The sequence below is a fragment of the Pseudooceanicola spongiae genome (genome assembly GCF_014899185.1).
GTDB lineage: Bacteria > Pseudomonadota > Alphaproteobacteria > Rhodobacterales > Rhodobacteraceae > Pseudooceanicola > Pseudooceanicola spongiae.
Window position 1 is genome coordinate 1,958,725 of the sequence record NZ_CP045201.1, and the last position, 20,686, is coordinate 1,979,410.

Consider the following 20,686-nt stretch of genomic DNA (forward strand, 5'->3'; position numbering starts at 1 on the left):
AGCACAGGCTACAACGGGTGATGGCAGGCCGCGAGGTGATCGGTGCCGCCAACCGGCGCCAGCGGAGGCACCTCACGCCCGCATATCTCACTCGCCTTCGGGCAGCGCGCCTTGAACGCGCAGCCCTGTGGCGGGTTCAGCGGATCGGGCAACTCGCTCTCGCGTCCCTCAGGGGCGCTCAGCGGGCGGCCGACCACGGGCGCGGACTGTGCCAGAAGCCGGGTGTAGGGGTGGCGCGGCGCGGCAAAAACCTGCTCGGCAGGGCCGACCTCGACCACGGAACCGAAGTAAAGCACCGCCACGCGATCCGACACCGCCTCGACCACCGCCAGGTCGTGGCTGATGAACAGGTAGGTCAGCCCCAGCCGCACCTTGAGGTCCGCCAGCAGGTTCAGCACCTGCGCCTGAACCGAGACATCCAGCGCCGAAACAGGCTCATCCAAAATCAGGATCTTCGCCTCTGCCGCCAACGCTCGCGCGATGCCGATGCGCTGCGCCTGCCCGCCCGAAAACTCATGCGGGTAGCGATCCAGAAACTCCTCGCGCAGGTTCACACTGGCAAAGATTTCCGAGATACGCTGCGTGCGCGTCGCGCGGTCAATGTGATGCAACCGCTTCAGCGGCGCGTCCATGATCTGCCGTATGGTCTTGCGTGGATTGAGCGAGCTGATGGGATCCTGAAAGACGTACTGGATCTTCTTGCCGAACTCCGATGGGTCGGCATTGTCCAGTGGCGCGCCATTGATCTCGATCCGCCCAGACGTGGCGGGAAGCAAGCCGACCAGCATCCGCGCCAGCGTGGACTTGCCACAGCCGCTCTCGCCCACAATGCCCAGCGTCTCGCCCTGCTGGACGACCAGATCAACCGGGCGCACCGCGTGGACCATGCCCCTGGGGCCGCCGAACAGACGCTTGCCGACGGCAAAGCTTTTCGCCAGTCCGTCGAGTTTCAGAACCTCGCTCATACGCTCTGCTCCAGCCTGATGTCGGTTTCGGGAAACAGGCAGCGCACGACGCGCGCGCCCTCTTCGGCCAGCGCGATATCGCCCTGCTTGCAGACCGCCTGCGCCTTCAAACAGCGCGGCGCAAAGGCGCAGCCGGGGTCGAGGCGATCCACCGCAGGCGGCAGGCCGGGTATCGCCTCCAGCTTGCGCCGGCCCTCGCCCAGCTCCGGCACGCAGGCGATCAGGCGGCGGGTGTAGGGATGCGCGGGGGCAGCAAGAACGGCCTCGGTCGGGCCCTGCTCGACGATGCGCCCGGCATACATCACCGCCACGCGGTCGCACAGTTGCGCGACAACGCCGAAGTCATGGGTGATGAAGACGATGGCCAGCCCGCGTTCGCGGCGCAACTCGTTCAGCAGCGACAGGATTTGCGCCTGCACCGTGACATCCAGCGCCGTCGTCGGCTCGTCCGCGATGATGACGTCAGGATTGTTGGCCATCGCCATGGCAATGCCGACCCGCTGACGCATGCCACCCGACATTTCGTGCGGGAAACTGGTGGCGCGACTTTCGGGGTTGGGGATACGCACCTGTTTCAGCAGTTCGACCGCGCGGGCCCAGGCCTCGGACTTGCTGAGCGGGCGGTGGCTGCGGATTGCTTCGACCAGCTGATCGCCCACTCGGTAAAGCGGATGCAGCGTCGCCTGCGGGTCCTGAAAGATATAGGCGATGCGATTGCCCCTGAGATGGCGCAGCGTCTCATACGGGGCGCCGATCAGGTCCGCACCGTCATAACGCGCCGCCCCGGCAGTGATCACCCCGGGGGGCGAGGCGACCAGCCCCATGACGCTGAGGGCGGTGACCGACTTGCCCGACCCGCTTTCGCCGATGAGGCCAAGGCATTCGCCCGGCTTCACTTGCAGACTGACGCCGCCGACCGCCTTGTAAACGCGGTCCTTGACGTGGAACTGGGTCTCGAGGCCCTGCAGGGCAAGTACAGCGCCCGCATCCTCGTTCTGCGGCACTGGCGCCCTTCGCGCCACCCGCGTCGCCGCCATGGGCCGTGCCAGCGCACCAGACCGCAGGCGCGGGTCCAGCGCGTCGCGGACCCCGTCCCCCAGCAGGTTGATGCCCATCACGATCACGAGGATCATCGCCCCCGGCACGACCGAGGTCAGCGGATGCGTGATCAGCGCGCCGCGCGCCTCGCCCAGCATGCTGCCAAGGTCGGCTTGGGGCGGTTGCGAGCCGAGGCCGAGAAAGCTCAGCCCCGCCGTTTCGAGGATCATCCAACCGATGGTCGTCGACATGGCAATGACGATGACCGGCACGACATTGGGCAGGATCTCGGAGAAGATGATGCGGGTGTGACCCAGCCCGGCCAGCCGCGCGGCATCGATGAATTCCTTGTGCGCCAGCCCGACGGTGACGCCGCGGATGTTGCGCGCGAAAAAGGGGACGTTCACCGCCGCCACGGCGATCAGCGCGTTGACCAGCCCGGGGCCGAGGGCCGCGACGATGGCCAGCGCCAGCAGGATATAGGGAAAGGCCATAAGCATGTCGACGCCGCGCATGATCAGGTTGTCCGTGCGCCCACCGAAGTAGCCAGCGATGATACCGATCGCCGCACCGATCGAGGCGGCGAAGACCGCAGCGGCGATCCCGACGGCCAAGCTCAGCCGGGTGCCCCAGAGCAGGCGGCTCAGCTGATCGCGACCCAGGTGGTCGGTGCCCAGCAGATGTCCTGCGCTCAGAACCGGCTGAAAGCGGTTGGCGGTGTCGGTGGCATCGGGATTGGCCAGCGGCAGCACCGGCGTCAGCAGGGCCAGCGCCAGAACGATCAGCAGCACGACGCCGCCAGCAGCCGCCAGACGGTTGCGCAGAAGCAGGGTCAGGAACTGGCTCATGTCTTGATCCTCGGGTCCAGAAGGCTTTGGGCGACATCGACCGCGATGTTGAACAGCACGTAGCAGGCGGCGACGAAGACCACCCCGCCCTGCACCAGCAGGATGTCGCGTTTCAGGATGGCATCGACCAGCATCCGCCCCACGCCGGGCCATTGGAACACCATCTCGATATAGACCGCCCCGGACAGCACGAAGCCGGCCTGAATGCCCAGCACCGGGATGATGCTGACCATGGCAGAACGCAGCGCATGCCCCCAGATCACCCGCCCCTCGCTCACGCCCTTGGCGCGAGCGGTACGGATGTAGTCCTGGCGCAGCACCTCGAGCATTGCGCCCCGCGACAGCCGCGCGACGACACCGGTGGCCACCACCGACAGCGCCAACGCCGGCATCACCAAATGGTTAGCCACATCGGCAAACCCGCCGCCGCCGTAGGCCATCTTCATCCCCGACACCGGGAACCAGCGCAGATCGACGGCGAAGATCAGGATCATCATCATGCCCAGAAAGAAGCTCGGGATCGAGATGCCCAGCAGCACGACGAAGGTGATCGCCTTGTCCGCCAGCCCGAACTGGCGCGCCGCGCTGACCACGCCCGCCGCGATGCCGAGGACCGCGCAGAGCACGAAGGACACGCCCGCCAGCAGCAGCGTCGCTCCGAACCGCTCCAGCACCTCGTCCAGTACGGGCCGGTTGAGCGCGAAGCTCTGCCCGAAGTCGCCCTGCAGCATGTTGCCCAGCCAGATGAAGTACCGCGTGACCAGCGGCGCATCCAGGCCGAGGTCCCGGTTCAGCTTGGCGACGTTTTCAGGGGTGGCGTAGCTGCCAAGGATCGCCAACGCCGGATCGCCCGGGATCAGCGCCATGATCAGGAAGACGATCACCGTGATCCCCAGCAGCACCGGGATGGCCGAGAGCAGGCGTTTCAGGATGTAGCCGGTCATACGGGCACTTTCTGGCTGGGGCCGCACGGGGCCGCTCAGGTCTGCGAAAGGTCGCCCGCACGTTCAGGGCGCGGGCGACCCATGGCTCAGTTCTTTACGACGTCCTTCAGCAACAGGAAGAACGACGGCTCAAGCGCGAAGTTTTCGACCTTGTCGCTGGCGACGGCGTTCTGCTTCCAGTTGGCGACGAACAGCCAGGGCGCGTCGTCATGCACGATTGCCTGCATCTGCTTGTAGAGCGTGGCGCGTTCGGACTGGTCGGTGGCGACACGGGCCTTCTCCAACAGGCTGTCGACCTCAGGGTTGGAATAGTAGCCCGAGTTGAAACCGCCCTTGTCCGGCCAAGCATCGCTGCGCAGCGCAAGGTAGGGCAAGGTGTCGGGATCGTTGGTCATCCAGGCCATCTCGGCCATGTCCGCCTTGCCCTCGAGTCCGGGGTTCACCTCACCGAGGAAGGTATTCCACTCATAGGTTTCGATCTTGACGTCGAAACCGACGGCCTTGAGGTCGGCTTGGATCGCGGTGCCCATGGCGATCGGGTCCAGCATGCCCGAGCCGCCCTCGGTCACGAAGAAGGTCACCTCGGGGTGTTCCTGCCCGGCCTCGGCCAGCAAGGCCCGTGCCTTGTCAGGATCATAGGCATAGGGCTGCACGTCCTCGTTATAGGCCCAGGCAAAGGCTGGCGGGGTCGGCCCGGCAGCAACCTCGGCAGTGCCCTCAAGCACGTTGTCGACAAGGGCTGCCTTGTTGACCGCATAGTTCGCCGCCTGACGCACCAGCTTGTCGGCAAAGGGGCCTTCCTTGGCGTTCAGGATCGCGAACCAGACGTGCGGGCCAGCCTGCTCGAACACCTGATACGGATCGCCTTCAAACTCAGACAGCGCGACGGGAGGCACCTCGACCATCAGGTCGATGCCGCCTGCCAGCATCTCGGCGGTGCGGGTGTTGGCGTCGGTGATCGGGCGGAACACCAGGGTTTCCGTGGCCGGCGCGCCGTCCCAGTAGTCGGGATTGGCGTTCAGGATCACATGCTCGTTCGACTTCCACTCGGCAAAGGAAAACGGCCCCGTGCCACTGGGATTGCGGCCGAAGTCCGCGCCGAATTTCTCAACCGCAGCAGGCGAGACGATCAGACCTGTCGGATAGGCGAGGTTCGACAGGAACGGGGCATAGGGCGCGCTCAGCTTGAATTCGACCGTCAACGGGTCGGCCACCGTCACCTCCTCGACCGAGGAGAAGAAGAAGGACAGCGGAAAGGGCCCCGTGTCGTGGAAGGGGTGATCTTCCTTCAGCATCCGGTCGAAGTTGAACTTCACCGCCTCGGCGTCGAAATCCGATCCGTCGTGGAACGTCACGCCTTCACGCAGATGGAAGGTATAGAGCGTGCCATCCTCGTTGATGTCCCAGCTTGAGGCCAGCGCCGGTTCAACCTCCAGCGTGCCGGACTTGTAGCGCACCAGCCCGTCATAGACGTTCATCAGGATACGGAAGTCGTTGACGGCCGTGACCGCCGCCGGGTCGAGCGCCTTCGGCTCGGCGATCTGCCCAACGATCAGAACCCCGGGCGGGGTTTGCGCCATCGCAGGGGAAAGGGCGCCAAGAGCCAGCGACATCGCCACCCCTGCCCCCAGCACGCTGCGGCGCGTCCATGTGCTGAAATTCTGTGTCATCGGCCACTCCTGTCTCGCGATTGTCATTTATTGATCATGATAAATTGAAGTCACGCAAATTTTCATGATAAATTCAAGAGGCAAGTAATCTGGAGGTTGCCCATGACGTTTTCCATTCTCGCCCGTGACGCCGAAACAGGCATGCTCGGCGGTGCGGCGGCGACCGGATCGCTTTGTGTCGGGGGCTGGGTACTGCGCGGCCGGGTCGAGGCGGGGCTTTCGGCCAGCCAGGGCACCGCGCCATCGACGTTGTGGGGCGAGGCCACGCTGGATGAAATGCAATCGGGGGCCTCAGCGGCGCAGGCCGTGTCGCGGGTCACCACGCCGGACACGGGGCGCGCACACCGCCAGTTGGCCGCGCTGGACACTCACGGCGGCACGGCAGCCTTTACCGGCGACGCCTCGGTGCCGGCCTGCGCCAGCCGCAGCGCCGAAAGGGTCATCGTCACTGGCAACATGCTGACCAGCGAATCGGTTCTGGACGCCACGCTTGAGGCCTACGTCTCGGCCACCGGCTCGATGGCGGAACGGCTGCTGCAGGCACTGCAGGCGGGCGAAGCCGCAGGCAGCGACAGCCGCGGGCTGATGTCCGCCGCGCTGCTTTGCCTCGGCCCCGACATGCCGCCGCTAAGCCTGCGTATCGATTATTCCGAAACCCCGCTGCGCGACCTCACCGCGCTGTACGCACGCGCCACCGCCCGCCCCTACGCGGACTGGTCGCAACTGGTTCCGACGCGTCAGGCTCCGTTCCGGGCCCCATCCGAGCAGGACCTGCAACGGCTCGGGGCGGCGACCCCAACGACCGATTAGGCGAGGCGGGTCACGCTCAAGGCGTCAGGAACCGCTTCAGCATCAGCGCCTCCTGCCCCTCCATCAGGCTCTCGGCGGTCGCCATGTGGTCGGCCATGACCTGCCGCGCGCGATCCGCATCGCCCATGCGCAGCGCCTCGACCAGCTCCAGCTGAAATGCCCGCCCGCGCTGCCACAGCTCGCGGTTGGGCGGAGCGTAAAGATGGCGATAGACCGTCAGGTCGCTGAGGATCTGTGCCATGAAGCCGATGACGAACCCCAGCAGTTCGTTGCGCGCAAAACCCGCCAGCAGCTGGTGAAACCGCAACGAGGCGACGTGCTGTTCGCGCTCCTCATCGACTGTCACCGATGGCGCGTCGTAGCTGGCGATCACCGTCTCGAGCTCGGCCAGTTGCTCGGCCGTCAGCGTCCCGGCGAGCGAGGCGACAAGCTCCGGCTCAAGCAGGCGGCGCATCTGGTAGATGTCCTTCAGCGTCAGATCGCGGAAGTAAAAGTAGTTGCCCAGCAGAGCGCGCGCGCGCTCGCCCGAGACTTCGTGGACGAAACTGCCGCCACCCGGGCCGGTACGCGTCTTGACCAACCCCTGCGCCTCGAGAATGCGCATCGCCTCGCGTATTGTGCCTTTTGACATGGCAAAACGTGCGATCAGCTCGGCCTCGCTGGGCAGACGGTCGCCCATGCGTAGCCCCTGCTCGACCACCCAATCCTTGATCTGGTCGGCCACCTGAACGGGACGCGACCTCCGCGCAGGGGCGGCCTTGTCACCGTCGAATATCTCGCGATTTTTCATGATAATTTTCTGACAGCAAAAGGACCGGTGCGCAATGCCTAGGCCTTTCGATTTGAAGCACGGCAGCTTCGTGGCGTCCGTCCGAGCCATAATGGCCATCTTTAAATATGAGACTGCTAAACTTGATTATTCCCTAGCAACTTCAACCTTCGATGCCGCTCTGCTCAGTTTTCTCGAAGCCAACCTGCTTCTGATCCGTAGCGACTATGTCCATGAACGCAAAATCTTCGTTACCTGCGAACTGAACCACGAACTTGAACGGCTGAGGCTGCGCCCCCCGAACCAGTTCGCAAGCGCCTTCTACCAGCTCCAGGAAGACCTGATGCCGGTCATGGAAGAGCGTGTGATCCGCGCGTGGCACTGTACCAGGATGACAGGCGGAGAAATCGCTGACATGCTTCGCGACGGTATCCAGATATCAAGACCCGAGACGCTTTCCTGCCAGCGCGCGTATCGGCTGCGCCATGGAAACAAGGGGTCAGAGGCGGGCCAGATCACAAACAGATTTTTTCAACAACATAGGCGCATTCCAGACCCTAGTTGTTTGATCCCACGGTTTGATGGTGCGATCCTTTCTCAGGCTTGGAAGGAAGCATTATGGGACAAGTTCGTCACGGGAGCGCCACGACAACGCACTCCGTCAGAGCTGCAATACAGCGATCCGCTGCCCGGCAGGGTCATGCGCAGCATGATCCCGAGAGGGGCAAGCTTCGCTCGCGCAGTTAAGTAAGGAGCTGGGCAGTGAGGAGGATCAGAAAACGATCCGGTGAATCGTTTTCCCGACGAACCCCAAGACCGTTGCGAAGTGGCGAAAGCGCGCGACTGTCGAATACTTGAAGACCGGGCCAAAGGAGCCGCGTTCAACCGTTCTCACTGAAGCTGAGGAGGCAATGGTCGTCGCATTTCGACGACACACGCTGCTGCCGCTGGATGATTGCCTCTATGCTCTTCAGCCATCGCTTCCGCATCCGCCGACCGACAGGGTATTTCCGCAGGAAATGTCCCGAGAGGTTGACCCGGTCGGCATTGCATCTTGCGTCGGGGAAAACGATCCCCCGGATCGTTTTCTGACTCTCCTCACCTTCAGCGGCACGGGATCTCTCGCTTGCCGGATGTCGAGGGCGACAAGCCTAAGCGCCAGAAGTTCAAGCGTTACCCGATCCACTGCCCGGCAGGCGATGCTGGGATCGCCGAGAGGGGGCTTCTTTCATATCCGCTGCCCGTCAGTGTATGTTTCCATGCACGAGTGGGGATATCGCGGAAGTTCAGACGGTCGAGGGCAAGCTCTATCTCTTTGTTGGTATTGACCGGACCAGCAAGTTTGCAGTCACACAACTCGTGGATAAGGCAGACCGCAAGACCGCCTGGGAATTCCTCGAGCGTCTGCTCAAGGCAGTCCCCTATCGCATCCACACGATCCTGCCCCCCTTCTCGGGATCATGCTGCGCATGACCCTGCCGGGCGACGGATAACGGCATCCAATTCGCCGAGCAGCCCCGCAACCGGAACACAGCATACTCGCGGCAAATGCGCTTCGACATGATCTGCGAAGCAAATGGGATCGAACACCGACGGACCAAGCCAAACCATCCTTGGAGCCGTGAGGATAAGAAAACAGTCCGGGGGACTGTTTTTCCGAGGGGCGGCCAGGTCGAGCGGATGAACCGAACCATCGAGGAGGGTGAGGCCGCAAGCCGATCCGGGGGATCGGCGACGGCGGAACGTGAAACGATACCATTACGACAGCCATGATCAGCTGCGCACGCACCTCGCCGACTTCATCTTGCGTCGGGGCCAACAGTCCGCAGGACTGTCGGCTTCTCCCTCCTCACCTACAACGTCGCACGCAGGCTAAAGACCCTGAACGGCCTAACACCCTACGAATACATCTGCAAATCTGGACTTCAGAGCCAGATCGATTCATCATAAACCCGATCCACCAGATGCCGGGACTGAACACCTAGTTGCACGAGGTGCCAAAGTCTGGAAGGCGCAGATACTGTTGAAAAACTCGCCGGTGAGTCTGCGCGGCTGTGTTGGAAGGAACAACGTTCCCTTTTCTGAAGGTGGAGGCCGGAGATGAGCCCCGGTTCAGTATCGATAGGAACAAAGTTCCAACTTTAGACTACTGCTGAGAAGTAGCAGGAGTTTTTCAACAGTATCCGCAGAAAGCGGACTGTGCAAAGGCGGCCCTCTGACGAAATAGTGCGACGCTTCATGTTGCGATGTCGCGCGCAGAAGCCGCCGTTCGCTGCAGGTGCATCATTCAGGCACACCTGATCGGCAGCAAAGCGGACAAAACCGCCCTCGGTTCCTGCCAGCCCGCAATGTAAAACGATCATCTTACCTTCATATTCAAGGACGCCAAAGGAGGTTCCCATGTTTCGACTTACGAGATCCTCGTGTCTCGCGGACGAGCTTTGATGAAATCCACGAAGGCTCGGAGAGGCGGGGGCATGTGGCGGCGGCTCGAATAATACAGGAATGGTCCCTCGAAGCTGGGCCACCAGTCTTCGAGCACCGGGGTCAGCCGACCGTCATCCATGGCGGGACGCAACCAGTCCTCGAACGTGGCGACGATTCCCCGCCCGCTGATCGCCGTTGCAATGGCAAATTCGGCAGCTTGCGTGCTGATCGATAGGGGGCCGCTCGGATTGATCGTCAGACTTTCGCCGCCTTTTTCGAACGCCCACTCGGTGAATGCCCCGCCCGGAAACCTTGTGCGAAGGCAGGCATGCGCCAGCAGATCGCGCGGATGGCCGGGTGTGCCGTGCCTGGCCAGATAGTCAGGAGAGGCCGCGGTGGCGGCCCGCTGGCTGCGCGGTCCGATCGGCACGCAGATCGCATCCTGCGCCAGGGTCTCTCCATAGCGAATGCCCGCATCTGCCCCCCTCGAAAGTATGTCGACAAGCCCGTCATCGACCGTGATGTCGAGACTGACTTCCGGGTAGGCCCGCAGAAAATCCGCCGCGATCGGAGGCAGGATCGTGCGCGTGACCGCCCCTGGCACATTCAGCCGCAGGGTTCCCCGCAGGCCCTTTCCGAAACCAGCGACCGTCTCCAACGCGCTGTCGAGACCCGCGAGCACTGGGACGATCCGGTTCATCAGTTCCTCGCCTGCCACCGTCAGGGCCACGCTTCGCGTCGTCCTGTTCATGAGCCGCGTTCCGAGCTGGTCTTCCAGTCGTCTCACAGCTTCACTGACCGTCGACGCTGGAACTGACGTGACCCGCGCCGCTCCACGAAAGCCACCATGATGTGCCGCAGCAATGAAGAGCCGCAGATCCCGAACTTGATCCATTGTTCGCCTTTTCCGATCAGGCCGTCCGCCTTAAACGATCTTATCGAACAATGAGTTGGAGTCTAGTTTCAGGGCAGCAAAAGGAGCAATCGGATGACAAAGAGCACTGAACTTGGTGGCAGCTTCACCCTGCCCGGAACCGACATCACTTTAAACCGGATGGGCTATGGGGCCATGCAGCTTGCCGGCCCCCATGTCTTCGGCCCACCGAAGGATCACGACGCGGCCGTTGCCGTTTTGCGGGAAGCGATCAGGCAGGGCATAAATCACATCGACACCAGTGATTTTTATGGGCCGCACGTCACCAACCAGATCATCAGAGAGGCGCTTGCCCCATATCCGGACGACCTGACGATCGTGACGAAGATTGGCGCAGTGCGCGGCGCTGACGCATCATGGAATCCCGCGATGTCGGCCGAGGCTCTGGAGCAGGCCGTAAACGACAACCTCGCCAACCTAGGACGCGACACGATCGATGTGGTTAATTTACGGATCATGTTCGGAGAGGGGCCGACCGAGGGCTCGATCAAGGAGCCCCTCTCTGCGCTGGCCAAACTGCAACAGGACGGGCGCGTTCGACATATCGGACTGAGCAACGTCACGGCCGCGCAGGTCGAGGAAGGGCGCGATATTGCGGATATCGTCTGCGTCCAGAACCTCTACAACCTTGCCCACCGCAGCGACGATGCGATGATCGACGCACTGGCAGCCGATGGGATTGCCTATGTGCCATTTTTCCCGCTCGGCGGCTTCTCTCCGCTGCAATCGGACGCCCTATCCGCCGTGGCGGCAGACCTCAGCGCCAGCCCTCTGCAGGTCGCGCTGGCCTGGCTTTTGCAACGCGCGCCGAACATTTTGCTCATACCCGGCACGTCGTCGGTCGCCCACCTGAAGGAAAACATCGCCGCGGCGTCGTTGGACCTGCCGGAAGAGGCATGCATGACGCTGGACGCTATCGGATCCACCGGACACTGAAGGACGCCGCCAACTCATACCCCCCATGATTGAAAAGTGGACGTTCAGATAAGACATCGAGCGTCCACAAAGCGGACGTTCCCGAATTGGAGAATGCTGCGCATAGCCTTCAGCGGCTGCGTTGGGAAAACAGCGATGCACCAAAGCCTGATTGCAAGCACGGCAAGTCAGGGCCGGGCTTGGAGGTGACTTAACGAATTACCCTTTGGCTCCGTCATTGGTCGCCTCCGAATCTGGGGCAAGGAGGCCTTCCGCGAGCATCCGGAAGGCCTCCTGCGCCTTCAACAGCATCGCCTCTGGGTTGTCACAGGACGCGACCCAGAGCGCTGCATTGAGAGCGGCGCCGTTCAGAAGGCGGGAGGCGGCCTCGATATCGACGGGCCTCAGCACGCCGTTGGCCAGAAGCTGCGTGACCGCCTCGCGGGTCGCGTCGAGGCAGCAGTTCTGGCTGGGCCAGTGGGCCGGGTCCCCCAGCACCGCGGGGCCGTCGCGCAGGACAATGCGCTGCACTTCGGGGTCGAGGGCCATCTCGATATAGGCACAGCCCTCTGCGAGCAGGGCGCGCCATACAGTGCCCTCACCCTCTGCGAGGCCACGGGCACGGGACGCCATCTCTGCATCGATCTGGTCGACCACGGCCGCGAACAGCCCCTTCTTGTCCCCGAAATTGTGGTAGAGCGCGCCGCGCGTCAGGTCGACCGCGGATGTGAGATCATCCATCGACGTCTTGTGAAACCCCTTTTCCACGAAGGCCGCGCGGGCCGAGGCAAGTAGCTTCCGCCGCGTCCCATCCATCATTTCTGCACGTGTTCGTTTGGCCATGCATCCCCCATTGGCATCGTCTGCGCGCCGAATATTGACATACGTTGCGTATGTGAATATTCGGCATACACAGCGTATGTCAATTTTGGATCGCGTGAAAGCCATCACGCGGTCTTCGCACCCGTCAATCCAAGAAAAGGAGTCCCCAATGGGCACCCGTGAACCGATCTACCCCGCCGCGTCTGCGCGCCATGCGCTTTATGACCAGCATGGGTATTCCCCCGCCGTGCGATCTGGCGACCTTCTGTTCGTGTCCGGCCAGGTCGGCAGCCGCGAGGACGGCACGCCTGAAGAGACCTATCCCGCACAGGTCGAACGGGCCTTCAAGAACCTCGAAGCCGTGCTGGATGCAGCAGGGTGCAGTTTCGATGACATCATCGACGTCACGACCTTCCACACCGATCCCGAAGCACAACTCCCCGACCTCATGCCGGTCAAGGAACAGTATTTTCCAGGTAGGCCGTTCCCGGCTTGGACCGCTGTCGGCGTAACCTGGCTGGCTGGCTTCGACCTTGAGATCAAGGTAGTCGCGCGCATTCCCGGCAATTGATCGCCACATTACAGATTGAAGCAGGACGGTAGACAGGTCCGGCAGCCTTGCGAAGACGCAGCGCTGTCGGATCGGGCAGTATTTGACCTCGACCTCATGCAGTTTGCCCAGGCTCACCGCTGGCGACGCCTCCCCCATGACGCTCAAACAGCGCCGCTCTCTGCTGTAGAAGGTCTGCGACATGACAGACCCGGAGGGCAAGCGGCTGGGCAATCTGCACTATGACCTCGGCCCCGAGGGCGTCATCCATCTGATGGACCAGTGGCAGGGCAAGACAACTCAGGCCGACAACAGCCGCAAGGCCCTCAGCGCAGGTTACAGATGGGCGATCCCGCGTGGCCGCGTGAAGACCAATCCGTGCGTTGGGATCGCGAACACCCACAAGAGCCGCGGCAGCGCGAAGCCGTGGACAGCTGCCGAGGTCAAAACCTTCATGGCGCACCACCCGCATGGCTCTATAGCGCGACGCTGGCTGTTCCTCGCCATGTTAACCGCTTGCCGAATTTCTGACGCGATCACCTTGGGTCGCAGCAACGAAGTGATCAGGGACGGCATCACCTACTTGGACTGACAGGCGCAGAAAAAGGGATCACCATTCGTATCGGTCCCGATTGCCAACCAGCTGCTGACTGAGCTGCGCGCGACCAAGGTCGAGGGAAAGGCATATATCCTGAGCGAGCACGGGCGCCCCTTTCGCAGCGCAGCTTCTCTGCACGAACGGGTGCGCCGCTGGGTCGCTGCAGCGGGTCTGGAAGGTCTCAGCCAGCACGGATTGCGCAAGGCCATGGGTGAGCTCCTGGCCGAAGCTGGCGCCATTCAACACCAGATCATGGCGGTGATGGCACACACTCAGCCAGCCACATCCGCGATCCACACCAACAAGGCGGATCGCCGCAGAATGGCGACGGCCGCTATGGATTCCATCAGGGAATTTTCACTCGGGTAATGCCCGATGTGTCCCACACCATTTTTTCGTGGGACAGAATTGGAATATTATCCAATGTTTTCAGTGTATTTTTTTGAAAAGTGGTGCCCCCACACGGACTCGAACCGCGGACCTACTGATTACAAATCAGTTGCTCTACCAGCTGAGCTATAGGGGCATTGAGCGCCATTTACGCGGTGATGCCGCCACGATCAAGGGTATTTTCGCCCCGCCCGCACAAAAGCCTCAGCGGTTGGTGCGTGCCAGCAGTGCCACCGCCAACAGTCCCACCAGGATCACCAGAATGGCTGCGGGCGCTGCCTCGCCCAGCCGCTCGAGGCTGGCTTTCTCAAAGACGCGTGTTGCCAGTGTGTCGTAGTTGAAGGGGCGCAACAAGAGCGTCGCGGGCAGCTCCTTGACGCAGTCGACAAAGACCAGCAGCAGGGCAGATGCCAGCGATCCACGGATCATCGGGAAGTGTATCTCTCGCAGCGTGGCAAACCGGCTGCGGCCAAGCGAACGGGCCGCCATCGGCAAGGAGGGCGGCACGCGCCCCATAGCGCCGTCGGCGGCGCCCTGCGCAATGGCGAAAAAGCGCACGCAATACGCCAGCACGACCGCAAAGGCGGTCCCCGTCAGGATCAGCCCCGGATCCCGGCCTGTCAGCATCTGCGTCATATCCGCCAGCCTGTGATCCATCAGCGCCAGGGGAATCAGGATGCCAACCGCCAACACCGCGCCGGGTGCCGCGTAGCCGATCGTGGTGATCGGCATAAGAAGCTTTGGCAGAGCGGCTCCTGAGACCCGCACGCCATATACAAGAAACACGGCCGCCAGCACGGTGACGACAGCCGCAATGCCACAGACCGTAATCGTATGCACCAAGGCGCGCAGCAGGCCAGGATCGCTCCATGCGCCGGACTGCGACCAGGCGTGCGACAGGATCACCGCGCAGGGCAGCACGAACCCAAGGACGAAGGGAAAGGCGCAGAGCAGCATCGCCACCCTGCCCCGCCAACCGGGCAGCGGCACGCGCACAACGGGACGGTGGCGGCTCGACAGAGCATAGAACTTCAGGCGACGCCGGCTGGATTTCTCCAGCAGCACCAGCGCCACGACTAGACCCAGGATCACACAGGCGATCTGCGCCGCACCCCCGGCATTGTAGCTTTGCAACCAGACAGAGAAGATGCCGGTCGTCAGGGTCTGAACCGCAAAGTAATCGACCGTGCCGAAATCATTCACTGTTTCCATCATGACGATCGCAACGGCGGCGGCGATGGCGGGACGTGCCATCGGCAGCCCGATACGCCAGAAGCGCGCGAAGGGCCCCTTGCCGAGGGACATGGCGACCTCTTCCGCGCCGCCAGATTGCTCGCGAAAGGCGGCGCGCGACAGCAGGTAGACATAGGGGTAGAGCGAGGCAGACAGCACGATGATGGCGCCGGTCTTTGTACGGATGTCGGGAAACCAGTAATCGCGCGCACTGCTCCAGCCGAACAGGCTGCGCAACCCGGTCTGCACCGGCCCTGCGTACTCCAGAAAGTCGACCAGCGCATAGGCCCCGACATAGGCAGGGATCGCGAGCGGCAGCAGAAGAAGATACTCAAGCCAGCGCGAGCCCGGAAAATGATAGCGGGTGATCAGCCATGCGGCGCCCGTGCCTGTGGCCGCCGTGATCGCGCCGACCGTGGCCATCAGGATGAGAGAATTCGACAGGTAGCGCGGCAGGGTGGTCGCAACGAGATGGGGCCAGATGTTCTCCTCTGGCCACAGCGCCGTCCAGATCACCGACAGGATCGGCCCCAGCACCACCAGCGCAATCAGCGCCGCGCCGAAAGACCAAAGGCCCGTGCCACGGAAAAACCTGCGCCTTGCGCCGGAAACGGAGGGAGGGGGAGGAGCGCCGCGCTGCATGTCCGTCTGGTTGCCCTAAACGCTCAGGTCTGTCCAGATCAGAGCGGGCGATAGGTGATCAAACAGGCAGTGGCGTTGCAGCGGGTGTCACAAGACCAGGGCGCCGACATCTTCAGGCCCCGATCTTGTGCAAAGTTTATCGCGGGTCTGCGGCCCCGCCCGGCGAGGCCGCACAGACCAGATGCCTCAGGACATCCCGAGGGCTTCTTTGTACATCTCAAGAACCGCTTCTTCTTCAGCGATATCATTGGGTTCACGCTTGCGCAGAGCGATCACCTTACGAATGATCTTGGTGTCATAGCCACGCCCCTTGGCTTCGGCCATCACCTCTTTCTGCTGTTCAGCGAGGTCCTTCTTCTCGGCGTCGAGGCGCTCGATCCGCTCGATGAACTGACGCAATTCGCCAGCGGTTACGCGGTAGTTGGAATCGGCACTGGTTTCGTCTTCCATGGTCTTCCTTGCGTCTTCGAATTGTGTTGAGCAGCAGCAGACCCCTTGCTAGCCGCCCCGGCCCCCTGCCGCAAGAGGCGAGACGCCCTTTGCGCGAGGCTTGCAACACTGACGTGACTGCACTAGGCGCTTTTGCAAACACGCCAGTCTGAGAGGGCATAAGCATGGAATGGATGATCTGGATCGGGGCGGCTGTGTCGTTGCTGGGGCTGGTCTCACTGGTCTGGTCGATCATCATGGTGACCCGCGCCAAGCGGCATGCCGCCGATGATGACGCCCTGCGCGCCGCGATCAAGGCGGCGATGCCCTACAACATGGGCGGCATGGCCCTGTCGGTGCTGGGCCTGATGGCCGTCATCGCCGGGATCTCGCTGAGCTGACGCTGCGGCGCCTGCGAAACGGTTAAAAACTGCGACAATTTACGCCACGGTCTTGGGCAACACCCGGCTGCAAAATCATCGCTCGGCGCCTGCGTTTTCGCGGAAACCGGTCGAATCGCAGGTGTGCAAATGTTGCCGCAGAGCAGCGAAAGTCGTTGGTGCAAATACAGAAAAACCCGCCGGGGCGTCTGCTCCCGGCGGGTTTTGTTTTGACACGACCTTGCCCGTCTGGCCCCGATATGCGGGCCATCAGCGGTCAGATCGGCATATTGTCGAAACGCGATTCAATCGCCTCGTTGGTCAGGTCTTCCTGCATCTGGCGCAGAGTTGTCGGAACCCCGACGCCTTTGCGGGCAAAATCTCCAACAAGTTCATGCAGTTTGGGCAGGTGTTGATGTCTTGCGCCCGGCCGTGTCCCTGAGATCAGATCCGCGATATCGGCGAATTTTCTCTGCAACTCCTGCGTGGTCGTCGGCGTCATACCCTTTCCTCCTCGACTGACGGGTATCGCGCCATGTGCAGTGGCAGACATGGTGAAACCCGATGATGTAACGATTGGGCCGGGCGCTCCTCCATCCGCGATCCGGCCTTGCACAACTATAGCGAATCTAATCGCTCCCTACCAAAGAAAATGACAAAGGCGCCGGCGACCCTCCCCTTGTATTATATTCAATTTTTATTATATGTCGTTTCAGCAGACATGGAGCGACGAGAGGAAACCGAGATGAACCCGGACGTGACAGCATTCTTCGACGAGGCGACAAACACGATTTCCTATGTCGTGCGCGATCCGGCGGGCAGCACCTGCGCGGTGATCGATTCGGTCCTTGATTTCGACTTTTCCTCGGCTCGCACGGACACCCGATCGGCAGATGCGATCATCGATTTCATCACTCAGAACGGCCTGAGTCTGGAATGGCTGCTGGAAACGCATGTCCATGCCGATCACCTCTCTGCCGCGCCCTATATTCAGGAACGGCTGGGTGGGAAGATCGGGATCGGCGACCAGATCACCGTGGTTCAGGACACCTTCGGCAAGATCTTCAACGAGGGGACCGAGTTCCAGCGCAACGGCAGCCAGTTCGACGGCTTGTTCAAGCAAGGTGACGTCCTGCAGATTGGCGCGCTGAAGGTCGACGTGCTGCATACACCCGGCCATACTCCGGCGTGCCTGACCTATGTCATCGGCGATGCTGCCTTTGTCGGCGACACCCTGTTCATGCCCGATTTCGGGACCGCGCGCTGCGATTTCCCCGGGGGATCCTCCAGCGTTTTGTTCGCCTCGATCCAGAAGATCCTGGCTCTGCCCGACGCAACCCGCATCTTCGTTGGCCATGACTACAAGGCCCCGGGGCGCGAGGACTATGCCTGGGAAACCACCGTTGGCGAGCAGAAGGCGCTAAACATCCACGTCGCCGCCGGTAAATCCGCCGAGGACTTCGTCCATATGCGTGACGCCCGCGACGCGACGCTGGCCATGCCCAAGATGATCATTCCTTCGCTGCAGGTGAACATGCGCGGGGGCCGGATGCCAGAGCCTGACAAGGACGGAAACGTCTTCCTCAAGCTTCCCGTCAACAAGCTGTGAAAAGTAAGGGTAACGAATGGATATCGACTGGATTTACGGCTTGATCGGGGGCGCGCTGATCGGCACCGGCGGCGCGGTCTACCTGCTGGGCAACGGCCGCATCATGGGCGCCAGCGGGATTATCGGCGGCGTGGTCGACGGCTCTGGCCGCAGCAATATGGCTGAGCGGGTCCTGTTCCTGGCCGGCATGGTTCTGGTGCCGCTGCTGCTCAGCTTCACGGTGCAACGCCCTGATACACATGTCACGTCCAACGTCTGGGCGCTGGTGGCCGCCGGGCTGCTGGTTGGTGTCGGCACACGCATTGCCAATGGCTGCACTTCGGGCCACGGCGTCTGCGGGATCTCGCGGCTGTCGTTGCGCGGCATCGTCGCCACGGTGTTCTATATCCTGGCGGGTGGCCTCTCGATCGTGTTCTTTCGGCATATTCTGGGATGGATCTGATGCAAAAGTGGATTGGTTTTCTGTCAGGCAGTCTGTTCGGCGCAGGGCTGTTTGTGTCCGGCATGACCGACACCACCAAGGTGCAGGGCTGGCTTGACGTCTTTGGCGACTGGGACCCGACCCTGGCCTTCGTGATGGGCGGAGCGATCCTGCCGATGGCGATTGCCTGGCAGATTTCACGGCGGATGAGGCACCCCTATGCGGGGCAGGCTTTTCCTGCGGCCTCAGGTCAGGTAGACCGCAAGTTGATCATTGGCTCCGTGCTGTTCGGTATCGGCTGGGGTCTGGTTGGTCTGTGCCCCGGTCCCGCCGTTGCTTCGATCAGCTATGGTGGTATGGGTGGCGCGGTATTCCTCATCGCGATGCTCATCGGCATGCGCGTGGCGCCTTTGGTACGGAGCGGGCTGGATCGCTTCGTTGCAGCAGAATAAGGATCTTATCGTGGATATTCGTCAGATTACGCCCGTTTACTCCGTCTCCCCACAGATTGAGCCGTCTGATTTCGCAGCTCTCAAGCAGGCAGGTTTTGCCCGCGTGATCTGCAACCGGCCCGACGCCGAAAACCCTGCTCCGCTGCAGGCCACGGCCATGGCAGAGGCTGCAAAGGCTGCCGGCATCGACTTTTTCGTGCTGCCGCTGACGCATGACACGATGACATCTGACAATGTTTCCAAGCAGATGGAGGCCATCTCCTCGGCCGAAGGGCCGGTGTTGGCCTATTGCGCTTCGGGCACGCGCAGCTCGGTCATCTGGTCGCTGGGGCAGGCTTCAGCGGGCGGCGACGTGGACGAAATTCTGACGACGGTGGCCAAGGCTGGCTACGATCTCTCCGGTTTGCGCCCCCGTCTGCAGCAGCTGGCGGACTGAACCGACACCGGCCAGAGCGGCAAATCGGCATGTCGGTATCCGGTCGGTATCTGAACGGTATCCGGTAGGTGCACCGAGCGGCAAAATCGCGACACCGACAAGCCCACATGACAACGCCATCCCTGTAAGGGGATGGCGTTTTGCGTCTTGACCGGGCCGACACCGCAGGGCGCGGATCAGGCGCTTTCAGTTTTCGAGGTCTGGCAGGTCGCCCATCGACATCATGGGAAAGCCACCATCGAAATCGGTTTCCCCGTCCTCACCGCCCGAAAGTTCGGGCAGGTCGGACAGATCCGGCAGGTCAGGCATTTCGCCCATGGCCGGGAAATCGCCCAGCGCGGGGAAATCGCCCTCCTCCTCCGGATCGGAGCCAAAGCTGCCAAGGTCCGGCAGGTCGTCGCCCCCCATGCTCCCGAGCGTCGGCAGTTCCTCGGCGTCTTCCATGTCGGCGGCAAAGCTGCGCGCGCTGGAGGAGGCCATGCCCCCGATCTCAGCCTCGCCCGCCTCAAGGGCGGATCGGGCTTCGGCCAGACCGTCCATGGTCAGGCGCACCGCACGGAAGCCATTGACCTGACCAAGACGCACCTTGCCGAGGCATTGGCCACGCCCGATCTCAAGTCGGGTGTTGGACAGCGCCTCCTGCGGGACAGGGATCAGATCACCGGGTTTCAGGCGGGTCACATGCGACAGCGGCATCGACAGGCGCAGCAGGACGGCATCAATGACGGCAGGCGCCGACATCACGGCGGCACTGATATTGCTGCGATCCCGCTCGGCACCCTCCTGCAGGGAGGCCTCGTCCTCGATCGCCTCGCGGTCCGGCAGGGCGAGCATGATTTGCCCCTGTTTCAGCCCGGCCAAATCGACCTGAATGCGGAAGACATGAAATTCGGTGGCACTGAGGGCCAACCCGAGCAGTCGCTTGTTTTCGATCCGCACGCCAAAGCCATAGCCGCTGAGCCAATCCGCCGCCGGGTCCCCCTCAAGCATCAGCGAGGCGCGCAGCAGCACGTCATCAAGCAGCGGCGCGACCAGCGCGGCATCGGTTGCGGTCGTGGCGCGCGGTTCTGCGGCAAGCGGGCTGACACGGCCCATGGTGCTTTGTTCCACCAGCGCCGAGGTCGCCTGAAGATCCAGCGTCACCGCCCCCGAGGTGCCGCCCAGACCATCGAGCAGCATCAGCAGGTCATCATCGGTCAGCATCCCGGCAAAATTCTCAGCCGAGACGAATTCATAGCTTGTCGATATCACGACCAGCGGCAGATCCAGCAGATCATCCGCGCTTTTGGACAGGGCAATACGCAAGGCTTTCTCAGGGGACATAGCACGGGCCTGATAGACCTCGCGCGCAGCCACCGCCTTTCTGCGCAACACTGCATTTGAATTGCCGTTTACCATACGCTC

Annotated in this window: 21 protein-coding genes, 1 tRNA gene and 1 pseudogene; 11 read left to right on the top strand and 12 right to left on the bottom strand. The window is 62.4% G+C overall.

Features of this window, described 5'->3' with window-relative positions:
• Positions 1-8: 8 nt before the first annotated feature.
• The 4 genes from F3W81_RS09230 to F3W81_RS09245 all read right to left on the bottom strand — a co-directional run bounded on the left by F3W81_RS09230 (position 9) and on the right by F3W81_RS09245 (position 5,465).
• Positions 9-965 (bottom strand): ABC transporter ATP-binding protein, encoded by a 957-nt coding sequence (locus F3W81_RS09230; RefSeq protein WP_193083294.1) that lies wholly within the window; start codon positions 963-965, stop codon positions 9-11.
• The gene (locus F3W81_RS09235; protein WP_193083295.1) at positions 962-2,851 is read right to left on the bottom strand and encodes a dipeptide/oligopeptide/nickel ABC transporter permease/ATP-binding protein; all 1,890 of its coding nucleotides are present in this window, start codon (positions 2,849-2,851) and stop codon (positions 962-964) included. The genes F3W81_RS09230 and F3W81_RS09235 overlap by 4 nt, the downstream gene beginning before the upstream one ends.
• Complete coding sequence (locus F3W81_RS09240; protein ID WP_193083296.1) at positions 2,848-3,795, bottom strand: ABC transporter permease; 948 nt, start codon at positions 3,793-3,795, stop codon at positions 2,848-2,850. Before F3W81_RS09240 ends, F3W81_RS09235 begins: the two co-directional genes overlap by 4 nt.
• An 86-nt stretch (positions 3,796-3,881) precedes the next feature.
• Entirely contained in the window at positions 3,882-5,465 is a 1,584-nt protein-coding gene (locus tag F3W81_RS09245; protein ID WP_193083297.1) for an ABC transporter substrate-binding protein, read from the bottom strand.
• A 102-nt stretch (positions 5,466-5,567) separates the two neighbouring features.
• On the opposite strand from F3W81_RS09245, the gene F3W81_RS09250 reads away from it, so the two are divergent.
• A complete protein-coding gene (locus tag F3W81_RS09250; protein ID WP_193083298.1) occupies positions 5,568-6,275 on the top strand; it encodes a DUF1028 domain-containing protein in 708 nt (235 codons plus the stop codon).
• A gap of 16 nt (positions 6,276-6,291) precedes the next feature.
• On the opposite strand, the gene F3W81_RS09255 is transcribed toward F3W81_RS09250, so the two are convergent.
• On the bottom strand, positions 6,292-7,065 hold the full coding sequence (locus F3W81_RS09255; protein WP_193083299.1) for a FadR/GntR family transcriptional regulator: 774 nt from the start codon (positions 7,063-7,065) through the stop codon (positions 6,292-6,294).
• 597 nt (positions 7,066-7,662) lie between these two features.
• Between F3W81_RS09255 and F3W81_RS21160 the strand changes: the two are divergent.
• Positions 7,663-9,029: pseudogene (locus tag F3W81_RS21160) on the top strand (IS481 family transposase).
• A gap of 425 nt (positions 9,030-9,454) precedes the next feature.
• Here the strand turns inward: F3W81_RS21160 and F3W81_RS09265 are convergent.
• Positions 9,455-10,366, bottom strand: a complete 912-nt coding sequence (locus F3W81_RS09265) for a LysR family transcriptional regulator (protein WP_193083300.1) — start codon at positions 10,364-10,366, stop codon at positions 9,455-9,457.
• 93 nt (positions 10,367-10,459) lie between these two features.
• Here F3W81_RS09265 and F3W81_RS09270 point away from each other — a divergent pair, with 93 nt between their 5' ends.
• Positions 10,460-11,341: an aldo/keto reductase family oxidoreductase gene (locus F3W81_RS09270; RefSeq protein ID WP_193083301.1), complete on the top strand. Its 882-nt coding sequence runs from the start codon at positions 10,460-10,462 to the stop codon at positions 11,339-11,341.
• Between the two features lie 198 nt (positions 11,342-11,539).
• Here F3W81_RS09270 and F3W81_RS09275 read toward each other — a convergent pair whose 3' ends face one another.
• Positions 11,540-12,163: a TetR/AcrR family transcriptional regulator gene (locus tag F3W81_RS09275; protein ID WP_193083302.1), complete on the bottom strand. Its 624-nt coding sequence runs from the start codon at positions 12,161-12,163 to the stop codon at positions 11,540-11,542.
• 148 nt (positions 12,164-12,311) lie between these two features.
• On the opposite strand from F3W81_RS09275, the gene F3W81_RS09280 reads away from it, so the two are divergent.
• From F3W81_RS09280 to F3W81_RS21165, 3 genes are all read left to right on the top strand, one after another.
• Positions 12,312-12,713: a RidA family protein gene (locus F3W81_RS09280; RefSeq protein WP_193083303.1), complete on the top strand. Its 402-nt coding sequence runs from the start codon at positions 12,312-12,314 to the stop codon at positions 12,711-12,713.
• A 181-nt stretch (positions 12,714-12,894) separates the two neighbouring features.
• Complete coding sequence (locus F3W81_RS09285; protein ID WP_193083304.1) at positions 12,895-13,284, top strand: hypothetical protein; 390 nt, start codon at positions 12,895-12,897, stop codon at positions 13,282-13,284.
• 99 nt (positions 13,285-13,383) lie between these two features.
• Positions 13,384-13,659 (top strand): tyrosine-type recombinase/integrase, encoded by a 276-nt coding sequence (locus tag F3W81_RS21165; RefSeq protein WP_407692477.1) that lies wholly within the window; start codon positions 13,384-13,386, stop codon positions 13,657-13,659.
• Positions 13,660-13,740: 81 nt separating this feature from the next.
• On the opposite strand, the gene F3W81_RS09295 is transcribed toward F3W81_RS21165, so the two are convergent.
• The 3 genes from F3W81_RS09295 to F3W81_RS09305 all read right to left on the bottom strand — a co-directional run bounded on the left by F3W81_RS09295 (position 13,741) and on the right by F3W81_RS09305 (position 16,005).
• Positions 13,741-13,816 (bottom strand) — tRNA-Thr (locus F3W81_RS09295).
• A 68-nt stretch (positions 13,817-13,884) separates the two neighbouring features.
• Complete coding sequence (locus F3W81_RS09300; RefSeq protein ID WP_193083305.1) at positions 13,885-15,555, bottom strand: ABC transporter permease; 1,671 nt, start codon at positions 15,553-15,555, stop codon at positions 13,885-13,887.
• A 186-nt stretch (positions 15,556-15,741) separates the two neighbouring features.
• The gene (locus tag F3W81_RS09305) at positions 15,742-16,005 is read right to left on the bottom strand and encodes a DUF2312 domain-containing protein (protein ID WP_193083306.1); all 264 of its coding nucleotides are present in this window, start codon (positions 16,003-16,005) and stop codon (positions 15,742-15,744) included.
• Positions 16,006-16,169: 164 nt separating this feature from the next.
• On the opposite strand from F3W81_RS09305, the gene F3W81_RS09310 reads away from it, so the two are divergent.
• Positions 16,170-16,385, top strand: coding sequence for a hypothetical protein (locus tag F3W81_RS09310; protein WP_193083307.1), 216 nt, complete (start codon positions 16,170-16,172; stop codon positions 16,383-16,385).
• A gap of 256 nt (positions 16,386-16,641) precedes the next feature.
• Here the strand turns inward: F3W81_RS09310 and F3W81_RS09315 are convergent, their stop codons facing one another.
• Positions 16,642-16,866: a hypothetical protein gene (locus F3W81_RS09315; protein ID WP_193083308.1), complete on the bottom strand. Its 225-nt coding sequence runs from the start codon at positions 16,864-16,866 to the stop codon at positions 16,642-16,644.
• A gap of 243 nt (positions 16,867-17,109) precedes the next feature.
• On the opposite strand from F3W81_RS09315, the gene F3W81_RS09320 reads away from it, so the two are divergent.
• From F3W81_RS09320 to F3W81_RS09335, 4 genes are read left to right on the top strand one after another with little or no spacing between them, the layout of a single operon-like run.
• A complete protein-coding gene (locus F3W81_RS09320) occupies positions 17,110-17,973 on the top strand; it encodes an MBL fold metallo-hydrolase (RefSeq protein WP_193083309.1) in 864 nt (287 codons plus the stop codon).
• Between the two features lie 16 nt (positions 17,974-17,989).
• Positions 17,990-18,415 carry a YeeE/YedE family protein gene (locus F3W81_RS09325; RefSeq protein ID WP_193083310.1) on the top strand — a complete coding sequence of 142 codons (426 nt, stop codon included), beginning with the start codon at positions 17,990-17,992 and terminating at the stop codon, positions 18,413-18,415.
• Positions 18,415-18,846 (top strand): DUF6691 family protein, encoded by a 432-nt coding sequence (locus tag F3W81_RS09330; RefSeq protein WP_193083311.1) that lies wholly within the window; start codon positions 18,415-18,417, stop codon positions 18,844-18,846. The genes F3W81_RS09325 and F3W81_RS09330 overlap by 1 nt, the downstream gene beginning before the upstream one ends.
• Before the next feature lie 10 nt (positions 18,847-18,856).
• A complete protein-coding gene (locus F3W81_RS09335) occupies positions 18,857-19,282 on the top strand; it encodes a TIGR01244 family sulfur transferase (protein ID WP_193083312.1) in 426 nt (141 codons plus the stop codon).
• Positions 19,283-19,468: 186 nt separating this feature from the next.
• Here F3W81_RS09335 and F3W81_RS09340 read toward each other — a convergent pair whose 3' ends face one another.
• Positions 19,469-20,587, bottom strand: coding sequence for a flagellar motor switch protein FliM (locus F3W81_RS09340; RefSeq protein WP_226941930.1), 1,119 nt, complete (start codon positions 20,585-20,587; stop codon positions 19,469-19,471).
• Positions 20,588-20,686: the final 99 nt, after the last annotated feature.

Bases quoted from the DNA above. Each gene is read 5' to 3' on its own strand.
- F3W81_RS09230 (WP_193083294.1), bottom strand. From the start codon at position 965: ATGAGCGAGGTTCTGAAACTCGACGGACTGGCGAAAAGCTTTGCCGTC.
- F3W81_RS09235 (WP_193083295.1), bottom strand. From the start codon at position 2,851: ATGAGCCAGTTCCTGACCCTGCTTCTGCGCAACCGTCTGGCGGCTGCT.
- F3W81_RS09240 (WP_193083296.1), bottom strand. From the start codon at position 3,795: ATGACCGGCTACATCCTGAAACGCCTGCTCTCGGCCATCCCGGTGCTG.
- F3W81_RS09245 (WP_193083297.1), bottom strand. From the start codon at position 5,465: ATGACACAGAATTTCAGCACATGGACGCGCCGCAGCGTGCTGGGGGCA.
- F3W81_RS09250 (WP_193083298.1), top strand. From the start codon at position 5,568: ATGACGTTTTCCATTCTCGCCCGTGACGCCGAAACAGGCATGCTCGGC.
- F3W81_RS09255 (WP_193083299.1), bottom strand. From the start codon at position 7,065: ATGAAAAATCGCGAGATATTCGACGGTGACAAGGCCGCCCCTGCGCGG.
- F3W81_RS09265 (WP_193083300.1), bottom strand. From the start codon at position 10,366: ATGGATCAAGTTCGGGATCTGCGGCTCTTCATTGCTGCGGCACATCAT.
- F3W81_RS09270 (WP_193083301.1), top strand. From the start codon at position 10,460: ATGACAAAGAGCACTGAACTTGGTGGCAGCTTCACCCTGCCCGGAACC.
- F3W81_RS09275 (WP_193083302.1), bottom strand. From the start codon at position 12,163: ATGGCCAAACGAACACGTGCAGAAATGATGGATGGGACGCGGCGGAAG.
- F3W81_RS09280 (WP_193083303.1), top strand. From the start codon at position 12,312: ATGGGCACCCGTGAACCGATCTACCCCGCCGCGTCTGCGCGCCATGCG.
- F3W81_RS09285 (WP_193083304.1), top strand. From the start codon at position 12,895: ATGACAGACCCGGAGGGCAAGCGGCTGGGCAATCTGCACTATGACCTC.
- F3W81_RS09300 (WP_193083305.1), bottom strand. From the start codon at position 15,555: ATGCAGCGCGGCGCTCCTCCCCCTCCCTCCGTTTCCGGCGCAAGGCGC.
- F3W81_RS09305 (WP_193083306.1), bottom strand. From the start codon at position 16,005: ATGGAAGACGAAACCAGTGCCGATTCCAACTACCGCGTAACCGCTGGC.
- F3W81_RS09310 (WP_193083307.1), top strand. From the start codon at position 16,170: ATGGAATGGATGATCTGGATCGGGGCGGCTGTGTCGTTGCTGGGGCTG.
- F3W81_RS09315 (WP_193083308.1), bottom strand. From the start codon at position 16,866: ATGACGCCGACGACCACGCAGGAGTTGCAGAGAAAATTCGCCGATATC.
- F3W81_RS09320 (WP_193083309.1), top strand. From the start codon at position 17,110: ATGAACCCGGACGTGACAGCATTCTTCGACGAGGCGACAAACACGATT.
- F3W81_RS09325 (WP_193083310.1), top strand. From the start codon at position 17,990: ATGGATATCGACTGGATTTACGGCTTGATCGGGGGCGCGCTGATCGGC.
- F3W81_RS09330 (WP_193083311.1), top strand. From the start codon at position 18,415: ATGCAAAAGTGGATTGGTTTTCTGTCAGGCAGTCTGTTCGGCGCAGGG.